At 68.5% G+C, this 22984-nt stretch carries 21 protein-coding genes and 4 pseudogenes; 7 read left to right on the top strand and 18 right to left on the bottom strand.

The features are described from left to right. Positions 1 to 208: 208 nt before the first annotated feature. On the bottom strand, positions 209 to 427 hold the full coding sequence (locus OG485_RS35680) for a hypothetical protein (RefSeq protein ID WP_328672665.1): 219 nt from the start codon (positions 425 to 427) through the stop codon (positions 209 to 211). Positions 428 to 463: 36 nt separating this feature from the next. Here OG485_RS35680 and OG485_RS35675 point away from each other — a divergent pair. After that, positions 464 to 624: pseudogene (locus OG485_RS35675) on the top strand (ZIP family zinc transporter); the annotation flags it as partial. Here OG485_RS35675 and OG485_RS35670 read toward each other — a convergent pair. From OG485_RS35670 to OG485_RS35660, 3 genes are all read right to left on the bottom strand, one after another. After that, positions 621 to 806 carry a VOC family protein gene (locus OG485_RS35670; RefSeq protein WP_328672664.1) on the bottom strand — a complete coding sequence of 62 codons (186 nt, stop codon included), beginning with the start codon at positions 804 to 806 and terminating at the stop codon, positions 621 to 623. The pseudogene OG485_RS35675 and the gene OG485_RS35670 sit on opposite strands and share 4 nt — an antisense overlap. A gap of 445 nt (positions 807 to 1251) precedes the next feature. After that, the gene (locus tag OG485_RS35665; RefSeq protein WP_328672663.1) at positions 1252 to 1470 is read right to left on the bottom strand and encodes a hypothetical protein; all 219 of its coding nucleotides are present in this window, start codon (positions 1468 to 1470) and stop codon (positions 1252 to 1254) included. A gap of 457 nt (positions 1471 to 1927) precedes the next feature. Beyond that, positions 1928 to 2125: a hypothetical protein gene (locus tag OG485_RS35660; protein ID WP_328672662.1), complete on the bottom strand. Its 198-nt coding sequence runs from the start codon at positions 2123 to 2125 to the stop codon at positions 1928 to 1930. A gap of 1067 nt (positions 2126 to 3192) precedes the next feature. On the opposite strand from OG485_RS35660, the gene OG485_RS35655 reads away from it, so the two are divergent. The 3 genes from OG485_RS35655 to OG485_RS35645 are packed head-to-tail and all read left to right on the top strand — an operon-like array spanning position 3193 to position 4659. Then, a complete protein-coding gene (locus OG485_RS35655) occupies positions 3193 to 3882 on the top strand; it encodes a phosphatase PAP2 family protein (RefSeq protein ID WP_328672661.1) in 690 nt (229 codons plus the stop codon). Beyond that, a complete protein-coding gene (locus OG485_RS35650) occupies positions 3788 to 4213 on the top strand; it encodes a phage holin family protein (protein ID WP_443048830.1) in 426 nt (141 codons plus the stop codon). Before OG485_RS35655 ends, OG485_RS35650 begins: the two co-directional genes overlap by 95 nt. Next, on the top strand, positions 4210 to 4659 hold the full coding sequence (locus OG485_RS35645; RefSeq protein WP_328672659.1) for a DUF3618 domain-containing protein: 450 nt from the start codon (positions 4210 to 4212) through the stop codon (positions 4657 to 4659). Before OG485_RS35650 ends, OG485_RS35645 begins: the two co-directional genes overlap by 4 nt. Positions 4660 to 4739: 80 nt before the next feature. Here OG485_RS35645 and OG485_RS35640 read toward each other — a convergent pair whose 3' ends face one another. Then, the gene (locus OG485_RS35640) at positions 4740 to 4886 is read right to left on the bottom strand and encodes a hypothetical protein (protein WP_328672658.1); all 147 of its coding nucleotides are present in this window, start codon (positions 4884 to 4886) and stop codon (positions 4740 to 4742) included. Positions 4887 to 5478: 592 nt separating this feature from the next. Beyond that, a complete protein-coding gene (locus OG485_RS35635) occupies positions 5479 to 5733 on the bottom strand; it encodes a DUF6479 family protein (RefSeq protein WP_328672657.1) in 255 nt (84 codons plus the stop codon). A gap of 766 nt (positions 5734 to 6499) precedes the next feature. Here OG485_RS35635 and OG485_RS35630 point away from each other — a divergent pair. Together OG485_RS35630 and OG485_RS35625 are read left to right on the top strand one after the other, a co-directional pair. Beyond that, positions 6500 to 6915, top strand: a pseudogene (locus tag OG485_RS35630) (CBS domain-containing protein). A 1341-nt stretch (positions 6916 to 8256) separates the two neighbouring features. Then, entirely contained in the window at positions 8257 to 9795 is a 1539-nt protein-coding gene (locus OG485_RS35625) for a CYTH and CHAD domain-containing protein (RefSeq protein ID WP_328672656.1), read from the top strand. A 159-nt stretch (positions 9796 to 9954) separates the two neighbouring features. Here the strand turns inward: OG485_RS35625 and OG485_RS35620 are convergent, their stop codons facing one another. The 4 genes from OG485_RS35620 to OG485_RS35605 all read right to left on the bottom strand — a co-directional run bounded on the left by OG485_RS35620 (position 9955) and on the right by OG485_RS35605 (position 14529). Further along, positions 9955 to 10389, bottom strand: a complete 435-nt coding sequence (locus OG485_RS35620) for a hypothetical protein (RefSeq protein ID WP_443048829.1) — start codon at positions 10387 to 10389, stop codon at positions 9955 to 9957. A gap of 109 nt (positions 10390 to 10498) precedes the next feature. After that, the gene (locus OG485_RS35615) at positions 10499 to 11674 is read right to left on the bottom strand and encodes a glutathione-independent formaldehyde dehydrogenase (RefSeq protein WP_328672655.1); all 1176 of its coding nucleotides are present in this window, start codon (positions 11672 to 11674) and stop codon (positions 10499 to 10501) included. A gap of 469 nt (positions 11675 to 12143) precedes the next feature. Beyond that, positions 12144 to 13016: an SDR family oxidoreductase gene (locus OG485_RS35610; protein WP_328672654.1), complete on the bottom strand. Its 873-nt coding sequence runs from the start codon at positions 13014 to 13016 to the stop codon at positions 12144 to 12146. Positions 13017 to 13341: 325 nt separating this feature from the next. After that, positions 13342 to 14529, bottom strand: a complete 1188-nt coding sequence (locus OG485_RS35605; protein ID WP_328672653.1) for an AI-2E family transporter — start codon at positions 14527 to 14529, stop codon at positions 13342 to 13344. A gap of 249 nt (positions 14530 to 14778) precedes the next feature. On the opposite strand from OG485_RS35605, the gene OG485_RS35600 reads away from it, so the two are divergent. Further along, entirely contained in the window at positions 14779 to 15267 is a 489-nt protein-coding gene (locus OG485_RS35600) for a flavin reductase family protein (protein ID WP_328672652.1), read from the top strand. Positions 15268 to 15646: 379 nt separating this feature from the next. Here the strand turns inward: OG485_RS35600 and OG485_RS35595 are convergent. From OG485_RS35595 to OG485_RS35555, 8 genes and pseudogenes are all read right to left on the bottom strand, one after another. Further along, a pseudogene (locus tag OG485_RS35595) lies at positions 15647 to 16289 on the bottom strand (enolase C-terminal domain-like protein); the annotation flags it as partial. A gap of 86 nt (positions 16290 to 16375) precedes the next feature. Next, on the bottom strand, positions 16376 to 18202 hold the full coding sequence (locus OG485_RS35590; RefSeq protein ID WP_328672651.1) for a thiamine pyrophosphate-requiring protein: 1827 nt from the start codon (positions 18200 to 18202) through the stop codon (positions 16376 to 16378). A 124-nt stretch (positions 18203 to 18326) separates the two neighbouring features. Then, positions 18327 to 18536, bottom strand: a pseudogene (locus tag OG485_RS35585) (hypothetical protein); the annotation flags it as partial. A gap of 373 nt (positions 18537 to 18909) precedes the next feature. After that, positions 18910 to 19533 (bottom strand): PRC-barrel domain-containing protein, encoded by a 624-nt coding sequence (locus OG485_RS35580; protein WP_328672650.1) that lies wholly within the window; start codon positions 19531 to 19533, stop codon positions 18910 to 18912. Between the two features lie 368 nt (positions 19534 to 19901). Next, positions 19902 to 20978, bottom strand: coding sequence for an SRPBCC family protein (locus OG485_RS35570; protein ID WP_328672649.1), 1077 nt, complete (start codon positions 20976 to 20978; stop codon positions 19902 to 19904). A 6-nt stretch (positions 20979 to 20984) separates the two neighbouring features. Further along, positions 20985 to 21776 (bottom strand): histone protein, encoded by a 792-nt coding sequence (locus OG485_RS35565; protein WP_328672648.1) that lies wholly within the window; start codon positions 21774 to 21776, stop codon positions 20985 to 20987. Positions 21777 to 22131: 355 nt separating this feature from the next. Next, complete coding sequence (locus tag OG485_RS35560; protein WP_328672647.1) at positions 22132 to 22398, bottom strand: hypothetical protein; 267 nt, start codon at positions 22396 to 22398, stop codon at positions 22132 to 22134. A 313-nt stretch (positions 22399 to 22711) separates the two neighbouring features. Continuing rightward, on the bottom strand, positions 22712 to 22897 hold the full coding sequence (locus OG485_RS35555) for a CsbD family protein (RefSeq protein ID WP_328672646.1): 186 nt from the start codon (positions 22895 to 22897) through the stop codon (positions 22712 to 22714). Positions 22898 to 22984 lie beyond the last annotated feature (87 nt).

The following is a 22984-nucleotide window of genomic DNA, read 5'->3' as shown; positions in this document are numbered from 1 at the left end:
AGGTCCTGGCCGAAACTGTAATCACGTCCGCCGAGCAAACCCGGTGACCAGCGCTTTCCACAGACTCAAACCCTTGATGCCGAGCGCCGTTCCGTACCGCCGGCCCACGTTCCAGCGTACGAGCACGCGGCGTTCAGCGACGAGCACACCCTGCACCGCAGGTGCCGCCGTCACCTGCGACGGTACCCACGCAACAGCCTGACGCCACTTACGACGGATCGGGACCCCACCGGTCCGGCCCGACCCCGTGCCAGTCGATGATCGAAGACTCGATCACCTCGGCCGGCTCCATCTCCAGCCCCACCCGACGCAGAAACTCCACCAGGTCCCGCACCGAGTACGCCAGCCCGAGGATCTCCCCATCCACCCGGACCCGCCGGCCCCCGGTCGGGGACGGCGGAGAGACGACCACACGAAACCCAGGCATGAGCTCATGATCAGCCAACCTCCCGGCCGCCGCATCTCACCCGCCGTGATCGCCGCGGTGACCGCGTCGGCGGCCGGGGCGATCCTCCCTTGATCGCCGACACGATGGTCCCCGAAGCGTTTGACGACGCCCACCCGGCCATCGGGCTGATCACGGTCAGCGGCTTCCTCGCCTCCTTCGCCCTCTTCCACGCCTAACCCCTGGGTGGGGCGGTCTCCAGCTGGAAGCTGAGGCCGGGGCGTTCCTGATGTGGGGCCTTCAAGCGGACCCATTCCGGCTTGCGCTCGACTTCCTGCCAGCCGAGCAAGGCCCGGTAGAAGTCGGCCGGCGCGGGAGGATCGGGAGTACCGAGAACGAAGGCGCCGAGGGTGGTCGTCATGCCTGCAGTCTTGCCCCTGACACTCGCCTCACGCATCTGTGTGCCCCGCCCTCCCGTGATCGGCAGGACGCCGTACAGTCGTCCTTCGTCGGCCACTGGGCACCGTACAAAGGTCCCCGCATGATCTGGAGCACGGTGGGCCGGCAACGTCCGCGGCCACGCTCCGGGCATCACGTCACCGAACAGGCGCCCGAAGCATTGGCCTTTGCGTTGCTCACTCCCTCGGTCGGGCCCCAGCCGGGCGTCGCCGAGGACCGCGTGCTGGTGGCAGTGCGTCTGGCCGACGGTTGGACGGCCGATGCGAGGCAGCGTCCCCGGCGCGGGCCCTCTCCAGGCGCAGCCGCTCATGCAGCGCGCTGCCGTCACACGTGGCCGACCCTGCCGCCGACAAAATCCTGGCCCTGGCGCATCCGCACGGACCCTCGGCCCTCCTGCAACTGAGCAATCAGCCGCGCGTAGACCACGCTTCAGGGCCGCCGCCATGCCACTCGATTGCCGGCAAGTCGAGCATGTCGACCTCATCCAGGCCCTCCCAGCCGGCCCGCTGCAGCACCTCAGTGAGATCCCGCAGACCGCACGCCTGGCCTACCCGCACGCCGTCCACCTCCACCTTCCGCCCCTCGTGCTTCACAGGCGGGTACACGATCACGGAACGCTCTTTCATACACAGAGCCTGACCTGCCGCCGTACGCCACGCACCGCGAGCATCAGCCCTGGAACGCGCACGCCGACGCAAGCTGGCGTGTCCGTCAACGACGAAGATCGTTACAAGAGACATCGCGCGCAGGCATTCCGGCTTCACCCTCGGATGCGCGTGATCACAGGGCCCGACCCGCGCCCTGTCTCGGGCCCTCGGCTGTAGTCCGGCTCCGTACCATCTGCGGGGCCGGGCTACTTGCTTCGCGTGGCTGCTGACGGGTCCGTGAGCGGCAGCGCCATCGCTATCGACGCGGGATACCTGGCGTCGCTTCTCGCTGCCGCCCGGTCCGAGATCCGCCGGCCTTTCCCGTCGCGGCCGCCGTCCTGCGGAGCGTCCCACAGCTGCACAGAGAGCCGGTCGCAGGGTCGGGTACTGCTGACTGAGGTCGGCGCGGCATGTCGGCATGTACACCCGCGCATGGTCAGGGTGTGAGGGCCTGGGCGAGGGTGGGATGGCAGGCGATGATCGTGTCGAGGCCTACGATCTCCAGGACGCGCTGGACCGGCTCGGTCAAGACGGCCAGGCGGATCCACCCGTCGGCCGTGACGGCGTCGCGGCGGGCGGCGGCCAGGGCGACCGATCCCAAGCGCATCGGCCAGCACGGCCTGGAGATCGTCACCGCCCTCACCAGTCCCTCACCGCAGAAGTGTCACTGCACGGCAAACGCCTCACCGCCGCCGTCGGCCTCGCCCGCGCAGCGGGTCCCGGCTAGACGAACCGGGCGCAGTCCGCGGCACACACCCCGCCGGGCGGGAGTTCTCCGATATCCACGACGAGCTCGACCGCCAGATCGAGAAGTACAGCCGACCCCGGCACCGCGCCCGCGCACTCGGCGCCGCAACAGTGGGTGCCCGCCGGATGGTTGTGCCGTGGCGGCACCCGCGGTGGTGATGGCTGTATCGGTACGAGCGTGGACCACCAGAGGCGCACCAGAAGCGGCGGCCTGCGCCTGCAGGACTCGGCGGGCGGAGGCAGACGGCGTGGCCACCGACACCAGGACCTCCGCAGGACGGCACATGCGGTGCGCATCAACGACCGCATGCGACACACCTGCACTCGCCCCCGCGCCGAGAACGATCACCACCTGGCGCCGAAGCATGGACGTGGACCAAGTCGCCGATCAGCGCCGCCAGAGTGCCTTCCGTTCCTGGAGCAGCGTCCACCCTCAGGGCCAGCACATCGTGCTCCAACGAGTGCGACAGCATGAGGCTTCCAGTCCCCTCCGGCCGCCACGGATCGTCCATCTGTACGAATACCCGGCGCAGGATGCGCACGGCTCTGTTCCCTGCCCCGACCCGCCCCCTGCGCTGTCCGCTCCCTGCGCTGTCCGCTCCCTGAAGAAAGGGCGGCTCCCCCAGCACACGTGGCCGAACCGGGGGAACCTACAGCCGGCCAGTCCCTTAAAGGCGAAGGCCACCTGACCGGCCTGCGCCCTGAGTGCCCGATCTTCACCAGCGAAAACAGCAGGGCCTGAAAAATCCTGGCCTACCAGCGATATGCAACCGGGTGTGCACCCGACGCCCGGGGATACCTGCCGCTCATGAACTGACGGCGGATGTCCGCAAAGCAGAGCGGCGGCTGACACAGCGGGCGGCCGGCCGTATCCCGCCCGGCATCGGCCGGCTGCTGTCCGCGGTGGAGGAGACAGCGGAGAGCAGCAGGACGTGGTGCGGTGCAGCCGCCGTCATGGCGGCGTTCGGTGGGCGGCGCGGGCGCAGATCAGCCGTGCTGGGGCTTGCGGCGTTCGGTGGGCGGCGCGGGCGCAGATCAGCCGTGCTGGGGCTTGCGGCGCTCGCTGTCGCGCAGTTGGTCTCCAACGGGGTGGGTAAGCAGCTGGTCGACCGGCCCCGCCCGCCCGGGCAGTGGATCAATCACAACGAGGTTGAGGGCCGGCCTGACTCCTCCCCTTTCCCTTCGGACCACACCGCGGCCGCGGTCGCCTTCGTCGCCGCCGTCGCTCCCGTCCGGCCGCCGGCCGCTGCCGCCTGCGCGGTGCCGGCCGCTCTGCTGGCCGTCGAGCGCGCAGTCGGGAGCCCACTACCCCACCGATGTCCTCGTCGGTGCCTTGATCGGGCTGGGTGCCTGGCTTACCCGGCATGTCCCGCATCTGCTGGGGCGCTTGCTGTAGTGGCCACACAACGTCCCGCGGCGCATCCGCTGCTCACCAGTGTTTCCCTCCTGAACTGCCCGGTTCGGGGTACTCGGCTTCTCGCCGAAGGCCGGGCCGGCCGCCATGGCGCGGCCCGAAGGGCAGGAACGACAAAGAGCAGGAGGGAATCGCGTGTCGAGTACACAACCGCAGGGCCCGCTTGCGCACGACGTCGGGCACGAGCCGGTGGGCGAGCTGGTCCAGCAGGCCTCTCAGCAGCTGACTGAGTTGGTCCGCGGCGAGATGAAGCTGGCGCAGGCCGAGATGAAGGAGAAGGGCAAGCGCTACGGCAAGAGCGGCGGCCTGTTCGGCGGGGCTTCGCTGGCCGGTTTCCTGATGCTTCAAGCGCTGGTGGCGAGCGTGATCGCGGCCGTGGCCTTGCTGCTGCCGGTGTGGGCGGCTGCCCTCATCGTCACCGCCGTCCTCGGCGCGATCGCCGCGGTCCTGGCTCTCAGAGGCAAGAAGCAGGTTGGCAAGGCATCCCCGCCGACACCCCAGAGCACGATCGAAAACGTCAAGGCCGATGTGGCTGAGATCAAGAGGAGCGCACACCGATGACCCACACACCCCCCGACCAGCACAGCACCCCTACTCCCGCCGAGCTCCGCGAGCAGATCGAGCACACCCGCCGCGAACTCGGAGAGACGGTCCAGGCCCTCGCGGACAAGACCGACGTCAAGGCCCGCGCCCAGCAAAAGGCCGGCCGGCTGAAGGAGCAGGCAGCCGTCACGGCCGGTGAGCTGAAGGCGCAGGCGGTGAAGGCCAGCTCCCAGGTCCAGGACAAGCTCCCCGGCCCGGTCAAGGAGAAGGCCGCCCAGGCCGCCGGACAAGCCCGCGCCGCGACAGCCCAGGTGGGACGGATGTGGGAAGAGAAGGCGCCCGAGCCTCTGCGACAGCAGGTGGCACGATCCGTGCAGCTGACGCGGGAGCACCGCGCCGTGCTGCTGCTCGCCGCGGCGGGCGTCACCGTCCTGTGGCTGGCCGGCCGCCGCAGGAAGGGCTGAACGAGAGCTGCTGTACGCGGCCCGGGCCCGAATCCTCAGGGGATCGAGCCCGGGCCCTCGGCCGCTTCGGGTCCGGTCGCTCAGGTCAGCCGGTCCTCGTCGCTGTTGTCGTAGTCGTAGTCGGCTTCGATACGTTCCCTGCGCAACCGTGCCGGGGAGGGCTTCTTCTGCGACAAAGCGCACGCCGAAAAGCGAAAGATCGCCGACCAGGTGATCGAGGAACTCACCACGCACACCTTCATCGAAGAGAAGATCTTCTGTCCGGCCTCCCGGGAAGCGGCCCCCGACACCAAGGACCTCGTACTCGAAAGCGTCGACGAGCACTACATCGTGCTGTGGATGCTCTCCGAACCCAAGGGCCCTCGACCCCGCCGACGAGCGGTTCGACGCCAAGATGACCATCCTCATCGAAAACGTCGTCACCACGTCGAGGAAGAAGAGAAGGAATGGTTCCCCGAGGTACGCAAGGCCATGGGCCCCGACCACATCGGCCGGCACAGTCCGGAGGTTCGTCGCTCTCGCTCAGCATGCCGGCACCTCGGCAGCGTCGGACTGCCCGAACTTCTCTCGCCTCAGGCGGGCGCCGCTACGGCCTCCACCGACGGCCTCTACCGACGAACTCTCAGAAGACGACTCTGCTACCGCACTTACGTTCGCACCCATATCGCAGCCCTACTGGAGGACGGCCGCTGTGATGGCGGGTGCGGGTGCTCCCGTCAGGATTGGCCGTACGGAGATCTGCCGGGCCAGTCCGGCGCGCATCACGGAGGCGGGGCGGGGACAGGACTACTGGGGTGTGGGGCACGGCGTGAATTGCCGTCAGCGGTGGGGATGCCCCTGCTCCGGGTCGTCGTCGGGAGTGCTCCAGCCGTCGCCGCGGTGTGCGGGGTCCGCCAGGTCACGACGCGCTTGTGCGGCCTGGGAGGGATTGATTGAACGGCGCCGGGCAGAACGCCGGGTACCGATGAAAAACGCGACGACCAGGATGACGACGACAGCGATGCCCGCCGCCATCAGCCACAACGCGCCGGTGTAGGAAGCGGCAGCCAGCACGGTCTCCTTTTCGGTGTCCATGGACACCGGGTACCCCCTCGAGGCGAAAATCCCCGCCGTCCTCACGCCAGGAGGCGGTTGTTTCTACGAGACCGGACCTTTTACGGCACGGCAGAGCCGTCCCCCCTGAGGGACATCAGGCAGCGCAGCGGCATCTGCTCGGACTGCTCGCGGACGCGCACGGCGGCCCCCGGGGAGGCAGAGCGCAGATCGCGCCGGTGGCCTGCCGCAGGACCGTCCGGCCCGTGGTCTCGAAAGCGCCGGGCGAACCGGCGTAGAGGTCGAGGGCGCCGACCGTCTCGGTCCGGTCGGCGATCGGCAGGGACAGCGAGGAGCGGATCCGAGGGCGGCCGCGAAGGGTTGGGGGTCACCCCGGCATGTCGGCGACGACGATCTCTTTGCCACGGTCAAAGGACGGTGATCCCGCTCGCGCATGACCCCGGTCCCCTCCGTCTGCGACAGATCCAGCGCCGCGTCGGCGAGGACCTGGAGGAAGCCTTCCAGGGACTCGGTGGCCCGTAGCCATTCCATGATGGGGACGGATCCGTACGCGTTTCCGGCACGTTCGGCGTTCTCGTGATTCACCGGGCTCACCTCGCCGGGCCATGAGGCCTGTAGACGGCATCATGTGGATCCAGTACGGCCAACGCGGGCTTCCGTGAGTACCGCGCGCCCCTCGGCGGAAGGAGAACAGGGCTCGTTACACCCTTGGGAATCTGGAAACCCGGGCGCCTGCCAGACAAACTGCCGCCTCGACGCGGTTGCGGCCCAAGGAAGGAGCTCGGACATGACCACGGCCCGAGACATCATGACGACCGGCACCGAATGCATCCGCGCGGAGGAGACCGTCTGGACGCGGCGAGGAAGCTGAAGGACTTGGGCGTCGGAGCCCTCCCGATCTGCGGCGCCGACAACAAGCTCAAGGGCATGCTCACCGACCGCGACATCGTGGTGAAGGTCCTCGGGGCCGGCAAGGACCCGGCCACCTGCAGCGCCGGCGAACTCGCCCAGGGCGGGGCCGTCACCATCGGCGCCGACGACGCCACCGACGAGATCATCCGCACCATGACCAGCCACAAGGTCCGCCGTCTGCCCGTCATCGACGGCCACGACCTCGTCGGCATGGTCGCTCTCGCGGACGCCGCCCGCGCCCTCCCGGATCCCAAGACCGGCGACCTCCTCGAAGCACTCTCCACCGACTGACCCGCACACGAGCACTGCCTGGGGTCCTGCCGAACGCCCACAGCCGACGGTTGTTCGGGCAAGCCGTCGGCTGACGCGGGGCTGGCCACGTGGTGTCCTTCGGGCTGGTGACGGTGACCGCGTCGGCCGTCGGCCGGTCACGGCTGCCGGGCAGCCAGGGCCCGCAGGTAGTCACCGCGGCGTACTTCGCTTTCTCTGCGTAGAGCAGCGCCACCAACGCCACGGACCGGATCACCCAACTGGGACAGATCGTGCTGTTGGTCCTCGTCGGCTGCGACATCGGGACCGCCGTCAACATCACCATTGCGCCGCCGCTTCGCTACCACAGCGCGGCCTACATCGTCAGCGCCCTCCACGACCTGGCGTCTCACATGCATCCCGTCCTTCGTCAGGTAACGCTCGACGCCGAGAGCACGACGCGCCGGTACGAGCGCGCCGTCCGTACCGGCGGTCTCAGGCCCGGACCGATCTCGACACGACCAAGGAGAGCGCTCACTACGGCGGCGTACTCGTCGTCGAGGCCACCCGCCTGGTGGATGAGGTCCAGTACACCGGCGACACCCTTCAGAGTCGGGTCAGGGCATAGAAGCGCCCAACTGGCCTCGCCACGACGAGTCAACCCGTCGGGTGAACCTGCGCCTCACGTGGGGGAGGCGCAGGCGTTGCGATTGCGGAACCGGGTACTCAGCGGATCTCACGCTCCTGTCATCGCGACGGGACGTCGTTCCTCTGTCTTCCCTCAGTGATCGGAAACTCCCGTGAGTGCCAAGAAGAAGAACCCCGTGGCAGCAGCAGTCGACAAGGTCGCCGAGAAGGTCCAGGAGGTCGCTCACCCCGTCGGTCTGACCCGCCTTGCCGCGGCTCCTGCCTGGCCAGGCCCGGGCAGGAGCCGATCTCGGCCCACCTGCGCAAACAGGGTCCAGCCGCACGTGCAGAACCTGAGGCCGTCTGAGTGCCGACCGGGAAACGGCGCCGCGCGATGTCGGGTGCGTGTTGTGCATGAACACACCTGCTCGTCCTCCCGCCTCCAGCACGACTCGTTGCCGACCTCACCGCCTGTGACCCCCTGGGCGGCGATGTGCGCAGCCCTGGCGTCGCAGACGCGCAGCGAGTTCGAGGACTCGGGGAAGAAGCGGTGCGGTCAGGCCATCAACGAGGAGGACCTGGGTGTTGTTCTCCGTCCAGCGCCCTGGGTGGTTATGCGCCTGGACCACAGCGCCGTCACCTGGCTGCTGGAACGCCACGGGTCTCAGTCCGCCTCCGATCCGCCACGCGTGCAAAGTGAACCTGGAAGTGGCGTACGTCGAGTTTGAGACCAGGGAATGTGTCAACGCGATCTGTATGGTCCATTCGACACGAGAGACAGAACGTAAATACGCGGCGCCGCCGGGGAACGACATCTCATGGCTGCCCGAGCTGACGGAAGTGGACCGGGTCGCCTCGCTCGCAGAACATGCGACGCAGGAGCTGGATGCCGTCTACTACGACACCGAGGACCTGCGACTGGCACACACCACTGCGTCCCTGCGGCGCCGGAGGGGCGGCACCGACGCCGGCTGGCACCTGAAGCTACCCCTGGAGGGAGACACCCGGGAGGAGATCCGGCTCCCGCTGTCGTCAGAAGAGGTCCCGGAGGACCTGCGGGCCCTGACTCTCTCGCGCACCCGCGGCGCAGAGCTGCGGCCGGTCGTGCGGATCCGCTCCACCCGGTCCCTGCACCGACTTCTCGACGCCGGGGGTGACGCCCTGGCCGAGCTGAGTACGGATGCGGTGCGCGCCGACTCGCTGCTGGACGACGACGCGCACGCGAAGTGGACGGAGGTGGAGGTCGAACTCGTCGACGACGGTGATCCTGCGCTCCTGGACGCCATCGAAAAGGTGCTCCGGAAGAACGGTGTCGACCGCGCGCAGGGCCCCTCGAAAGTCGTCCGTGCCCTGTCCGAGACGACGTCCCTCCTCGAAGGCACGGCTGATGCGCGCGCCGGGGTCGTCCCGGGATCGGCCGGCGATCACGTGGTCGCGTACGTTCGCCGGTTGGTGGACGCCCTCACGGACCTCGACCCCGCTGTGCGTCGCGACCTGCCCGACGCCGTGCACCGGATGCGCACCACGGCCCGCCGTCTGCGCAGTTGCCTGCGCTCCTACCGATCCGTCCTCGACCGTGAGGTCACCGACCCCGTCCGGCGGGATCTGAGGTGGCTCGGTGCCGAGCTCGGTGTGGAGCGCGACCATGAGGTGCTCCGGGAGCGGCTGGCCTCCGGCGTGCGGGAACTTCCCGGCGAACTGGTCCTGGGCCCGGTTGGTGCACGGCTGCAGGCCTGGGACGCGGCACGGCAGGCCGAGGGCCGTCGACGCACCCTGGACGCGCTCGCCACGCCCCGCTACCTGAACCTGCTTGAGCAGTTGAACCGGTTGGCCGAGGCGCCGCCGCTGCGCGCGAAGGCGGCTGGAAAACCGGAGAAGGTCCTGGTCAAGGCGCTTGGGAAGGAGTACGGGCGACTTGGTCAGCGAATGGACCGTGCGCTCGACACGCCGTCCGGACCGGAACGTGACGCCCTGATCCACCACGCCCGCAAGGCCGCCAAGAGGCTTCGCTATGCCGCGGAGGCGGCCCGCCCGGCGCTGGGCAAGCCTGTTCGCCGCCTCGGCAAGCGCGTCAAGGCCGTACAGCAGGTGAGCGGCGCCCAGCACGACAGTGTCGTGGCCCGTGACACCTTGCGCGGTCTTGCGATCGCCGCACACGCGGCGGGGGAATCCGGCTTCACCTGGGGCCTGCTGCACGGGCAGGAGAGAACCGCGGCGGGGGTCCGGGAACGGCAGCTCCCCGAGGCGTGGACTCGTGCCCGCGCGGCAGCCCGGCGCAAGGGTCTCCGCCTCTGATCGCGCATGTGACCGTCTGTGCGCTCGTTCGGTACGGGGGCGGTGCAATTCTTCGGATCGCTCGTCCCTGATCGAGCAGGCAACAGTCACCTTGAACACGCAACAGTCACCGTCGCTTTTGTACTCACCGATGCGCAGCGCGAGCCGGCCACCCCGCCGTCATGCCCGGTCCGCGGCGGCGAGCACCGCGTCGGCCATGGGTTTGTCGAGGGCCGCGTGCACCAGGCCGTCCGCCAGCAAAGGCACCTCGCGACGGGTGACGAGGCCGGCCAGCTTCCCCGGCGAGGCGGGGAGTCCGAGCCGTCGGGCGCCGTCCAGGGCCTTGCGATCCACGTACGGATGGAACTCCGGCCAGATGGCCTGTACGCCGCGGAGGAAGATGTCGGTCCCCGTCGGACCGATGCCCGGAAAGCGCTGCAGCGCTTTTGCGGGGTCGGATTCCTCGCGCAGCCGCCGCAGATCACCGTCGTACCGGTCGAGCAGCAGTTCCGCTCCCTCACCGAGCATGGCGGAGGAGCGCTCGTCATAGCGCCGGTATCCGCCTTTGCCGAGCACGTCGACACGTTCCTGCCAGGTCGCCCGATCCGGGCTCACGGTCGAGGAAACAAGGCTCGCGGCTGGAACCCCCGCTCGCGCTGCGCACGACGTCGGCCGGCGCTGGGCTGGCCTCCCCAGGAGGGGCGGGACGGCGGCCCCGGGTCGCCTACCGCTTGTGGCCGTTCCCGTGTCCGTTCGGGTGCAGGACCACCTTGATCCAGCCCTCGTCACGGGCGTCGAAGTGCTCGTAGGCGGCGGGGGCCTCGTCCAGACTGAGTTCGTGGGAGACCACGAAGCTCGGCGTTGCCTTCCCACCGGCGATCAGATCCCGCAGCGCCCGGTTGTACCTCTTCACGGGCGCCTGCCCGGTGCCCATGTGCTGGCCCTTGAACCACATCATGCCGAAGTCGATCGGGACCTTGCCCCGCGCCTCCAGCTCCCCCTGGGCCTCCGCGCCGCCGGGGTCCTGGGGCAGGAACACGCCCACCACGCCGATGTGGCCCGTGAACCTGACCGCGTCGATCAGTGCGTTGAGCGTGAGGCTGGCGTCCTCATGTCCCTCGGGGTCGTGTGCCTGGTAGCCGACGCACTCACAGCCGTTGTCGGCGCCCAGACCGAGGGTGGCTTCCTTGACGACCTCCGCCGGATTCCGCTCGGCGGTGTTGATCGGGACGGCCCCGATCTCCTCGGCCTTGCGCAGCCGGTCGGGCTGGTGGTCGGCCACCCACACGCGGCCGGCGCCCTTGAGGAGGGCGGAGTAGGCCGCCATCAGCCCGACGGGGCCGGCCCCGAGGACGATCGTCTGGTCGCCCGGTTTGACGTGGGCCATCTCGGTGGCGTGATAGCCGGTGGGGAAGATGTCGGCGAGCATCACGTAGTCGGTCTGCCGGCCGGCGGCGTCCTCGCCCAGACGCAGCGCGTTGAAGTCGCCGTAGGGCACGCGCAGCAGTTCCGCCTGGCCGCCCTGGTAGGGGCCCATTTCGGCGAATCCGTAGGCGGCTCCGGCGAGGGCCGGTTCCGGCTGCATGGTCAGGCAGTAGCTGGTCAGGCCCTGCTCGCACTGCTTGCAGAAGCCGCAGGCGATGTTGAAGGGCAGGACCACGTACTCGCCGACCTGGACCTTGCGGACGGCCGGGCCGACCTCCACGACCTGGCCCATGTTCTCGTGTCCCAGGGTGCGGCCGGCCTCGAACGAGGTGCGGCCCTCGTACATGTGCAGGTCCGAACCGCAGATGTTGGTAGTGGTGATCTTGACGACGATGTCGCAAGGATGCTCGATCTTCGCGTCCGGTACGTCCTTCACCGTGACCGTTCGCGGACCTTCGTATACCGCTGCTTTCATGATCGCTTCCTTCGGTGCCGCGGCATGACCGCAGCACGGCGGTGATGGAGAGGATGCGAAGCCCGACGCCCGTGAGTTGATACGACGGGGCCCGTGGCTCCGGTCTCTGAAAGCCGTTCACCGGCTCGGTAACGGCCGGGCTGCCGCCGGGCTGCAAGCAGAGCTTCGGTGCTCCGGCGGCGTACCGTCCGAGTCCCCGCCTGCCCCCACGCAAAACAGCGGCGCACCGACGGATCAGCGGAATCGTCGGACTTGCCGATCACCCGCCGTCGTCGTGGCCGGGCCGGTGATCGGCAAGTCCGCACCGCCCGGTTCTGTGGATCGCCCCGGTACCGCTCCTGGCCTGCGAGCGGCCGTGACTCGTCACCACGACAGCCTTTACGCATCGTCGGCGGGTGCCGGTGGGCGAGGCCGGGCCGCCGGGAGTCGGGTGGGACGGTGAGGCTGAGCCGGTGTATCCCTTGGCCGCTCAGGGCAGCGGTGTTCCACCTGTGGCGTTGACGATTTCCGCGGTGATGTAGCTGGCGTGCGGAGAGGCGAGGAAGACGTAGGCGGGGGCCATCTCGGCGGGCTGGGCGGGCCGGCCGATGGGGGCCTGTTTGCCGAATTCGGCGGTGTCCGGCAGGGTCGCGGGGATCAGCGGGGTCCACACCGGCCCGGGCGCTACGGCGTTGACGCGGATGCCGTCACGGGCGACCATCTGCGCCAGCCCTTGCGTGAAGGTGACGATCGCGCCCTTCGTCGTGGCGTAGTCCAGCAGATGCGGGCTCGGCTTGTAGGCCTGCACGGATGTGGTGTTGATGATCGAGCCGCCTGCGGGTATGTGCGGGAGGGCCGCCTTGCAGAGCCAGAACATGCCGTAGAGGTTCGTGCGCACGACGCGGTCGAACTGTTCGGTGGAGATCGCTTCGATGCCGTCCGGCTGGGACATCTGGTACGCGGCATTGTTGACGAGGACGTCGATCCGCCCGAACTCCTCGACCGCTCGTTCCACGAGTTGGCGGCACTGGTCCTCCTCGCGGATGTCGCATTCGACAGCGACTGCTTTGCGCCCTGCCTGTTCGACCAGACCGGCGGTCTCGGCGGCGTCTTCCGTCTCTTGGGGAAGGTGGGTGAACAGGACGTCCGCTCCCTCGCGGGCGTAGGCGAGCGCCACCGCCCGTCCGATGCCGGAGTCGCCTCCCGTCAGCAGTGCCTTGCGGTCTTTCAGCAGGCCGGAGCCCTCGTAGGAGTCCTCGCCGTGATCGGGCGGGGGATCCATGGGGCCCGTCCATCCAGGATGCTCCTGATCCTGTTGCGGGAAGTCGGGGCGGGGGTGCTTGTCGACCGGGTTGTCAGGCATGAGGACGTCTCCTGAACGGGTGTGTGGTCAGCCGAGACGGCAGATATCGAGGGCGCCACGGGCATCGCTCGCTCCTGGCTGTGACCGGCACTGCGGCGATCTTGGATTCGAGCTTCGGTCGAGTACCCCTGTGCACCCGCCGCATGCGCATCACGGCTCCCCGGCCTGCTGGGCTGCCGGGCACCTCGGCGGCCGGACAGACCTGTTGTTCGCCCTGCTGGCACGCCGTACGGGATCCCGGCAGCCGGTCGGGGCGCCCCTCCCCCGGAGCCGACGGGTGCCCCGGAAGGCGACGAAGACGCTGCCGCGCCGGGCCGACGCGCCTTCACTTGCGCTCCTCCTTCCTGGGAAACACGTACTCGTCCAGGACCAGACCGACGGCGACAGCCGCGGGGATGGCGACGAGGGCGCCGATGATGCCGAGGAGCGCCCCGCCGACCAGCACCGCGAGGACGGTGACCAGTGGATGGACGTCGACCGCGAACTTCATGGCCCTCGGCACGATGAGGTAGTCCTCGGCGATCCTGAAGACGACGTAGAAGGCCGCGGTCGCGATCGCGATGGGCAGGGACACGGACAGCGCGACGAGGCTGACGGCGATACCGGCGAGAGTGGAGCCGACGATCGGGATCAGGTCCATCAGGGCGGTGAAGATGCCCAGGGCGGCGGCGTAGGGGACGCCGGTGGCCGCGCACCAGGCGAAGGTCGCCACGCCGGCGATCCCGGAGGTGACGAGGTTGCCGAGCATGAACTTCCCTATCCTGTTCATGATCTCTTCGGCCATGCCCTCGACGCGTTCGCGCCGGCCGACGGCCACAAAGCGGTAGCAGAACTGTTTGATGGCCGGCAGGGCCGCCATGCAGTAGAGGGTCACCGTGATCACGATCGCCGTGGACGTGAGGGTGCTCAGGACCATCTGGCCCGCGCCCAGGACACCCCCGGCCAGGCCGGTCGCTCCGCCTCCCGAGCCGATCTGCTGCTTCGCCCTTTCGACCAGGTGGTAGCGGTCCTCCAGACGGCCGATCGCCGACTGGTGGTCGTGGACCTGCTGCAACCAGCCGGGCACCGCGTCGACCACTGCGGATATCTCCTTGGTCACCGGCGGAATGACCAGGGCCAGGAACCCGCCGAGTACCACGATGAACCCCGTCAGCACGATCGCGACGGCCCAGCCGCGCCGCAGGCCGCGGCGTGTGAACCCCGCGACGAGCGGTTCCAGACTGATGGCGATGAACACGGCCAGCAGCAGCAAGGTGAGCATCGAGCTGACTCGCAGTACGGTCTGGACAGCGAGCCACGCCAGACTCGCCCCCAGGCCCAGACCGAACCCGACCGTCACCCACGACCGTCCGCGCCCGTCGCGTGGATGTCGACGCGGCGGCTCCGGAGGCGCCTTCCCCCACGTCTCGACGACGTCCGCCGGGCCGGAGCCGAAGCCGTGTACGCCCGTCCCTTCCACCGCACGGTGCTCCTGCCGAACGGACTCGGGCTCGGGCCCGGACTGCGCAGACATCGCGACGCCTCTCCTCGACTGCCTCGACGGGCGTGGCGCGTGCCGGTCTGGACACGACTGAACGCCTTTCGCCCTGTGCCGTCGCCCACGAGCGGTTCGTCCCAGACGAGTTGCGGCACGGATCCGGGTACCCACGGACTCCGCTCGTACCGCGTCCGAGCCCCGCTCAGCGCGTCGTGAGCCAACCAGGACACGCGCGTGGTGAACGCTTGGCCGACATCCGATCTCTTGAAGCGGGAGCCGTACACCGTGACCGATCTCGATCCCTTCACCGGCCTGCTCGACTACCCCATGTACGTCGTGACCGCGGAGGCCGACGGGGAGAGAGCCGGCTGCCTGGTCGGATTCGCCTCGCAGTGCTCGATCCAGCCCGCCCGGTTCATGGTCTGGCTGTCCAGAGCGAACCGGACGTACCGGGTGGCCAAGCACGCCGAACGGCTCGCGGTCCATCTGCTCCGCCGCGACCAGCACCGGCTGGCACTGCTCTTCGGCGGCGAGACCGGCGACCGTACGGACAAGTTCACCGACGTCCCCTGGCACCCGGGACCAGGCGGATCACCGATCCTCGACGAGGCCCCCGCCTGGTTCGTCGGCCGCGTGGAGAGCCGGATCGACGGCGGCGACCACGTCGGTTTCCTGCTCGCTCCGGAGGCGGCACAAGATCTCGCGGGCGGCCACGCCACTCTGCTGACGCTGGACGACACCCATGACATCACCCCGGGGCACCCGGCGAACTGAGAGGCGCCTCTTCCCGGGCCACCGCAGTCGCCTGCGCCGCATCACCGCTCCCAGACCCACCACCACCGCTCCCGTCGCGGCGGCCGACACAAGCCCGCGGTGTCGCGCGAGTGCCGCCTGGGCCGAGCGGGGGTGGGACGTCTCGTCGAAGGAGCCGTGTGCTCCGTAGTCGTGTTCCGGGGCTTCGTCCGCGGGGTGCCAGAGGTTGGTCGAGCGAGTCCCGGGTTCGCTGCCGTCTGTCTGTTGCGACGCGTAGCCGGTGCGCGCGAGGTAGCGGTCCAGCAGGGCGGGGGCCAGTTTGTTCGCGAGGATCGTCGCGGCGGTGGACGCGCCTACGTAGTACTGCTTGCGGCGCGGATGGTCCGCTGCGTTGACGACGGCCCTGGCGGCTGGCGTCGGCCTGGAGGTAGCCCACGGCTCCGGCGCCGAGCATGTGCCCGAAGTAGGCGAGGGTGTAGCCGTATTCGCCCGCGGTCACCTCGGGTGCGACGGCTGCCCGGACCTGCGCCAGCCCGGCCAGGTCGTCGGAGGAGACGGGTTCCTCGAACCATGCCACGCCGTGCTCGTCGAGGTGGCGGGCCACGCGGATCGCCTGCTTCTGGCCGTACGCGCCATTGGCGTCGACGTAGAGCTCCACCGCGTCGCCGATGCTGCGCGACCCGCTCGCGGTCCCGCTGCTCGGCCCGCCCCCAGGACTCCCCGATCTTGATCTTCACCCGCGGGATTCCCTGTTCTTCGACCCAGCCGCGCAGTTGACGACCCAGCTCGTGCTGGTCGTACGTCGTGAAGCCGCCGCTGCCGTACACCGGCACGTGGGTGCGGCTCCCGCCGAGCAGCCGTACCAGAGGCAGGTCGAGGAGGCGGGCCTTGAGATCCCACAGGGCGTAGGTGTATCCGAGTCCTGTGGCGCCGCCGCCGCTGACCTGGAGCACGATCATCATGGTCGAGTCCCAGGCCAGCGTGCCGTCGCCCTCCGGGGTGTCGGTGGGGACGGTGTAGACGGCGGTCTCGGCCCGGTCCACGAACGGTTCGCCGTCGACGGCGGTGTGCAGCAACTCACCGTCCCCAGCGGCGCCCAAGAGGTGGTCGGCGGCGATGCGCGGGGTCATCACTCCTCCGGCTTGTCCTGGCGGTGCTTGCCGCCGGGGAGCATTTCCTGCACCTTCGCCTTCAGCCCCTGCCGGATCATGCCGGTCCGGTCGCTGTCGCCCTTGATGACGGCGGAGGCCGCGGCCTCGATCTGGTCGAGGTCGGCGTGCGGCGGGATCGGCGGTACGGCGGGGTCGGTGCGGAAGTCGATGACGAACGGCCGGTCGGCGCCGAGCGCCCGCCGCCAGGCGTCCTCCACGTCTCCCGGCTTCTCCACCCGTAGCCCGCCGAGGCCGATCGAGCGGGCGAAGTCGGCGTACGGAACGTCCGGGAGCGCCTGTGAGGGCAGGAACTGCGGGGCGCCGGACATGGCGCGCATCTCCCAGGTGACCTGGTTGAGATCCTGGTTGTTGAGGACGGCGATGATCAGCCGCGGGTCCTCCCACTCGGGCCAGTACTTGGCGGCGGTGATGAGTTCGGCCATGCCGTTCATCTGCATGGCTCCGTCGCCCACGATCGCCAGCGCCGGACGCTCGGGATGGGCGAACTTCGCGCCGATGACGTACGGAACCCCCGGCCCCATGGTCGCGAGGGTGCCGGACAGGGAACCACGCATGGCGCCGCGCATCCGCAGGTGCCGTGCGTACCAGTTGGCGGCGGAGCCGGAGTCGGCGGCCAGGATCACGTCGTCCGGCAGGAGTGCGTCGAGCGCGTGCACCACGTACTCGGGGTTGATGGGGTCCGCGTCCACGGCCGCGCGCCGCTCCATGACCTCCCACCAGCGGGCCGTGTCCTTCTCGATCTTCTTGCGCCACTTGCCGTGCTGCTTCCGCTTCAGCTGCGGCAGGAGGGCCTTGAGCGTCTGCTTCGCGTCACCGACGAGGTTGACCTCGAAGGGGTAGCGCAGCCCGATCATGAACGGGTCGATGTCGATCTGCACGGCACGGGCCTGGCCGAACCCGGGCAGGAACTGCGTGTACGGGAAGCTGGAGCCGACGACGAGCAGGGTGTCGCAGTCCTGCATCAACTCGTAGGAAGGGCGCGTGCCGAGCAGCCCGATCGATCCGGTCACATACGGCAGATCGTCCGGCAGCGCGTCCTTGCCGAGCAGCGCCTTGGCCACCCCGGCGCCGAGCACGTCGGCGATCTCCTCCACCTCGGCCCTGGCACCGCGCGCACCCTGCCCGATCAGGATCGCGACCTTCTCGCCGGCGTCCAGGACCTCGACGGCGCGGGCGAGGTCCGCCGCGGCCGGGACCGGCGCGGAGTGCGTCAGGCCGAGGCTGGACGGCACCATCTTGAAGGCGTGGGTCGGCTCCGAGTAGGTCAGCTCCTGTACGTCGGCGGGGATGATGACCGCCGTCACGGTGCGCTTGGCGTACGCGGTGCGCATGGCCCGGTCGATGACGTTGGGCAGTTGCTCGGGGACGGTCACCATCTCGCAGTATTCGGAAGCGACGTCCTTGTAGAGGCTCAGCAGGTCGACCTCCTGCTGGTAACTTCCGCCCATGGCACTGCGGTTGGTCTGTCCGACGATGGCGACGACCGGAACGTGGTCGAGCTTCGCGTCGTAGAGACCGTTGAGGAGATGGATCGCCCCGGGGCCCGAAGTCGCCGCGCAGACGCCGACCTTGCCGGAGAACTTGGCGTAGCCGACGGCCTCGAACGCGGACATCTCCTCGTGCCGCGACTGGACGAACTTCGGCTTGTTGTCGGATCGGCCCCAAGCCGCGAGGAGGCCGTTGATTCCGTCGCCTGCGTAGGCGAAGACGTGGTCGACGTCCCAATCGCGGAGCCGCCGGAGAACGTAGTCGGACACCTTGATGGACACAGGATTTCCTCTCATCGCGCTGATGGCCGGCTGCGGAACCAGCAGGTCGCGGCCACTGCCGCTCCAAGGGCGCAGGCTGCGGCGCCCGCGGCCGGCAGACGGCCGTCACGGGCAGAGCCCTCGGGCCGGTCCGCGATTCGGCGCACACCGCGACCGCGTCAGCACCGGCGTCGATCGTGCGCGGGACCACGACCCCGATCGGGACCTGCCGGTAGTTCGAGCCATCCGTCGCGTAGGCCCCCCGGCTGCCCGCGTCGAACCGCACCTCGCCGTCCACCCGCTCGCGGAGCACCTTCTCCAGGGCACGTGTGTCCAGCACCGTCTCCGATCCACGTGCCTCGGTCACCATCGGCTCCCCTCTACGAGCGCCCGGACGCGGAGGGCCACTCGGATGCGGTAGACGGGTTCCCGGCGAACGGGGCGGCTAACGTCCGACCGGAATAGACCGGTGCCGATGCTCGGTCACCTGAAGTCCTTGCGGACCTTGGCGAACTCGGTGCGGGAGGCTTCGCGTAACCCTTCGGTCGTCCGGCTTGCGGCTGGTGACCCAGGTGTTCGATGTCCTACGACGCTGTTCCCGCGGCCGTGTTCACCAACCCGCAGCTTGCACAGGCAGGACGAAGGAACCGAGCCGGAAGCGTGCCCCTGTGTCGCCCGTACGTGGGGGGGCGATCCCCGCCGGGACCGCGTCGGCGGACTGGCCGTCCGGAGGATGCGATTCCCTATCGCCGCTCTTGGGGAGCCACGTACAGACGCAGCCGTGCCTGCCCTGCCGCGGGGCTGTCCATGCCGGCGCGCCGCCCCTCCTGGGAGCGCGTCATCGAGCCCGTACCGTCTTCGGAACCATCGGAGCGGACAGACTCGGTGTCGGGAGTCTCTGTGCCGTCGCGGGTGATCCCCGAAGCGGTGGTGTTGCCGTAGGGCAGTGAGGCGCTTTCGGTGGCATCAGGGCCGCCCCGTGAGTCGGTGCGGGCCCGTCCTCCCTGGTCAGGCTGGTTGACGACCTGCTGCCAACCTCCGTCTTCGTCCCACGCGATGCCGTAGTGCTCGTAGAGACGGTGTTCCTCGTCCACCGTGAGGAAGCCCCCGGCGTCGACGTCGACATGGGGGGCGTCTTTGACGGTGGCCTTGGCGTAGGAGACCTCCAGGTGGTCATCCACCATGGTGGCCTCGCGAGTGGGGACGAAGGACTCGCTGGTGCCGAAGAGCCCGGTCTTGATACTGACCCACTCGGGTTCGCCGGTCGCATCGTCAAGGAAGACATGCCTGGTGTCGCCGATCTTGTTTCCGTCGACGTCGTACACCGGATGGTCCAGCACGGCGGCAATCTGCCCTTGAGTGATCATCCTGGCCTCCTGCCTCCCTCGGGCCATCTGCCGCGTAACCCTCAGAACGACATGGAAACTTATCAATACGAACAATTGCTCTCATCATGCATTTTTGCACCGCCGAGATCATCCGCACCATGACCAGCCACAAGGCGTGCCGCCCGCCTGTCATCGACGGACACGACCTCGTGAGCACGGTCTCCCTCGCGGACGCAGCCCGCTCCCTCCTGGCCAGGGCCGGGCACGAGCGATGGAAGGACCGAAGGAGCAAAACAGTGGGTCTTGGGCAAAGGATCGAACATGGATGCGCGGCGCGTCGTATGAACCAGGCTCTGCATCCTGGCTACGTCCTGCGGAGCTGATGCCCGCCCGGCCGGAAGTCGACGTCAGTCACGGCGTCGTCTCTGTTCCCTCCTCTTCCCGGGAGCCTCCTCCTCGTCGTTCGCCCCCTCCTCGTCCTCGTTCGCGTTCGCCCCTTCCTCATCCTCCGCCCCCTCCTCGTCCTCGTCCTCGTCCTCGTCCTCGTATGCGTCCTCCGCCGCTTCTTCGCCCTCGTCCTCGTCCTCGTACGCCGAGTCGGCGCCTTCCTCCGTATCGCCTTCACCCTCGGGCTCTTCACCCTCGGAATCCTCCTGCTGAGCCTCTTCCTCTTCCACGGCGTCATCGTGAGACACGACGACTTCTCCGTCACGGATTTCGCCCCGCCAGCCTTCGGGTTCCTCGTTGGTGAGGGTCACGTATCGCTGGAAGTTCTTGAAGTCCAGCCGCAAGCGGCGCCCTTGCACCCGCCAGAGGTTGCCCGTCTTCTCGAACAACCCCGACGGGTAGTACTCCACCACCAGCACGATCCGGGTCAGGGTGGGCGCCAACTCGTGGAAGCTGACCGCGCCCCGGGTGCTCCCCTTGGCTCCTTCGGAGGTCCACACGATGCGGTCGTCAGGAATCTGTTCCTGGACGGTCGCCTTGAAGCTGCGCGACGAAGGGCCGACTTTCACCTTCCAGTCGCTCCCGCCCTCATCGTCCTTGGAGACGTCGCGAACGCCCTTGGCGAAGCTGCTGAATTTGTCGTACTGCGTCCAGTAGTCATAGGTGTCCCGGAGCGGCACTCCGACATCGAGAACCTCGATGATGTTCATGACCTTGCCGCCGCTGGCCTTCCGCTTCCCTTTGCCGCCCCCGAAAGCGCTCTTGGCCTTCTCCACGACGTTGTCCTTGACACCCTTGGCCTTCTCCGACACGAAGGCCTTCAGCGGTGAGTCGCCCTGGAGCATGCGGGACCCGATGGCGGGGAGCGAGCCACTCTCGGCCGAATCGCTGAGCTGCCCGGCGACGTCCGTCAGTTTGTCGCCGGCTTTCTCCGCAAGGTTCTCCACCTGCGCGGACACGAACTTGGACAGCTCTCCGCGAAGGCGGTCCACGCCCGACGTCTCCTCCGCCGGTTCGTCCTTTTCCGTCTTGGTCATCGCCGCCTACCTCCCACGACCGGCGCGCTTGGATGCTGCTCGCTTGGAAGACGACGTCTTCTTCGCGGCGGTCTTCTTGGCCGGAGCAGTCTTCTTCGCGGCGGTCTTCTTACCGGGCGCCGTCTTCCTCGCCGGTGCAGTCTTCTTGGCCGCCCGAGGCTTCTCCCTGCCGGCGGGAGCAGCCTTCTCGCGTGCCGCCGGCGTCCCGCGGGACCGATCCGATCGCGAACCGCGAGGCCTCCGCGGCTTCGCTTCTGGCTCGTCTTCCGGTTCCTCTTCTGGGGATTCGCCTTCCGGCTCTTCCTCTTCCTCTTCCTCTCCCTCTTCCTCGGGCTGATCCTCGGCCTGGTCTTCCTCGTACTCGGCCTCCGGCTCTTCTTCCTCAGGCTCTTCTTCCTCCGGCTCTTCTTCCTCTTCCTCGTACTCCGCGTCCACGCCCTCGTCCTCCGGCGCGCGCTCCTCCTCGCCCTCCTCCTGATCCGCCTTCTCCAGGAGTCGGGACGTGCGGTCGCTGAGGGTGTCGGCCAGCACGCTCATGCCCCGGTTGGCGGCGGCGCTCATGGCCTTGCGGCCCGCCTCCAGCACTTCCCCGCGCAACTGCTCCTGCAACTCGGCGACCTGCGGAACCTCCCCCAACCTGCGCATTCCCTCGGCGGCGAGCTGGCGAGGTTCGAGACCGAATCGCCGGCCAGCCAGATAGGTCGCAATGGACAGGGCCATCCGGCCCTTCTTGGTGCGGCCCAGCACGTAGCCACCCACTACCGCAGCCGCGAGAACCGCCTTTTCCTTGTCATCCATGACTGTGTCACCTTCGATCACTCGGGGCGCGAAACAGGCCCGTGCGACATACAGCCGATCGAGCAGCCGCTCCCCTCTCGTTCGAACTCCTCCAGGCCGATCTCTCCGTCTTTCAAGTCCCGGGTTCAGCAGAGTCAGATGGGCCTACAGCACTCCCGGGTCGTGCAGCCGCGTCCGTTCGTTGCCGCGTCCGCTCGTTCGGGACATATCGCCGCACTGGGCAGTGACCGTTTCGAGACGGACTCGACCCCGATCAGCACAAAGAGATCCGCTCGCAGGCAATACGCATGCCGCACCCCTGCGTGGATGTTCGACGGAACGCCGTTTGCCCCGGGCGCAGTTGGACCCCCGCCAGTCAGCCGACGCTCTGATGCGCCGACAACTCGCCGGCGATGGCGTCCTCTTGCTGCTCGTACTGGGAGAGTGCCAGGCCAAGACCGAAGAAGGTGGGGGCCCATTCGCCGATGTAGATTCCCCAGCGGTCGGCCCGGGCGATGTCGATGCCGGGCTCTATCTTCAAGGAGCCCGCCCAGGCGACGACGGTGAGGCCTATGGATGCCATGGCGGCCAGGTACGCATGTTCGCTGCGGATACCCATGTCATGCATCTTCTTGATGATCACGATGCGCTCCGTTCACTAGTCCTTTGACGGACTACCCGGACCACCTAGCCCTATTCACACCATTAGCAACAAATGTCCACTTGCGCCTAGTTCGCGGGCCGGCACACTGCGAGCTCGTCGCGACGCTCTCAGAACTCGATGACCGGCAGTTCGACCCACCTCGTCCAAGCACACCTGGTGCACCCATGATCAGCGAGCGGTGGGGACTCCGCAGGCCGACAGTGTCAGCACGCAGCGCCCGGATGCCGGATCGGCTCCGCTGAAGGGCCCGCCCTCCGAGAGGGCGGGCCCTTCAGCGGAGCCGATCCGTGCTTCAGCGCTTGCCGTGCTTGCCGTGCTTGCCGCGCATGGAGTCCTTGGCGTCGTCCAGGGCTTCCTTCACCTCGCCCTCCGCCTGGTCCATCTTCCCCTCGGCTTTCATCCGGTCGTTGCCGGTGGCCTTACCGACCGTTTCCTTCATCTTGCCCTTGGCCTTGTCCATGCCGCCCTTGCCAGCCATGTCCTGCTCCTTGCATAGGAAAATCAGTGACAGTGACAAACTAGAACGGAAATATGCATATCGCTCGGCAGACGTTGCACTCACAGC

It is taken from the genome of Streptomyces sp. NBC_00328, from assembly GCF_036139655.1.
In the GTDB taxonomy this organism is placed as follows: Bacteria; Actinomycetota; Actinomycetes; order Streptomycetales; family Streptomycetaceae; genus Streptomyces.
This window is presented reverse-complemented; position numbering and strand designations above follow the sequence as displayed.